This is a genomic window from Glycomyces salinus, assembly GCF_016428645.1.
GTDB lineage: Bacteria > Actinomycetota > Actinomycetes > Mycobacteriales > Micromonosporaceae > Glycomyces > Glycomyces salinus.
The window spans coordinates 1-696 of the sequence record NZ_JAELXW010000161.1 but is presented as its reverse complement, the minus strand read 5'-3'; the positions used below and the strand labels follow the sequence as shown (position 1 = coordinate 696).

The following is a 696-nucleotide window of genomic DNA, read 5'->3' as shown; positions in this document are numbered from 1 at the left end:
GGTCGCGTCGGGCCGAGGTTCAGGCGATCGGCGACGAAAAGGTGGTGGGACGGCCGGGTCGGCTGCGTGCCTCGGGCCGGTTGGCCCCGGGTTGCTGCGGATGCGGTGTGCCGGATGTCGAGCGTGAACGGTGCCGAGGGCACATCGACTGCACCGCAGGGAGAACGGTGGGCGAGCCTGGGCAAACATGAATCCACTCCAACCCTGCGGGTGATGGCAAATCCGCTTCCGCCTGGGATTATTGATATATCGCACGAACGATCCAGACCAGCAGGATTGATCGAAGGGAGGCGCACTCATGGCAGACCCGAAGCCCCGTTCCGATCAGGACGACCGGGCGGCCGCGCTGCGTTCCCGGATCGAGGATGTCGCCGCCGGTATGCGGGTACTCGAGGTCGAGGCGCTGGCCGCGGCGATCGAGTACACCCGAGCCGGGTTCCACCGGTCGCACGACGGCTACTCCGGGCTCCTGGATTGGGTGCGTTCCTGCTTCGACTTCAATCAGGCGGTGGCGTCCCAGGTCGCCCGCATCGCCCGCCTGGGCACCAAGTTCACGGTTCTGACCGAGGCGGCCCTGTCGGGCCGGGCGCGGGTGGACGCGGTCGCCTATGCGGTCGCCAAGCTCGACGTGACCGGCCTGCGAGTGTGGGCCCGAGCCCCCTACGCCTCCCCGGTGCCCTCTCCCTACGATGCGAC

The 696-nt window shown here is 68.4% G+C and carries 1 protein-coding gene; it reads left to right on the top strand.

What is annotated here, in order from left to right:
* Positions 1-298: 298 nt before the first annotated feature.
* On the top strand, positions 299-696 hold a 398-nt coding region (locus JFB92_RS24610; RefSeq protein ID WP_199044567.1), incomplete at its 3' end, for a hypothetical protein.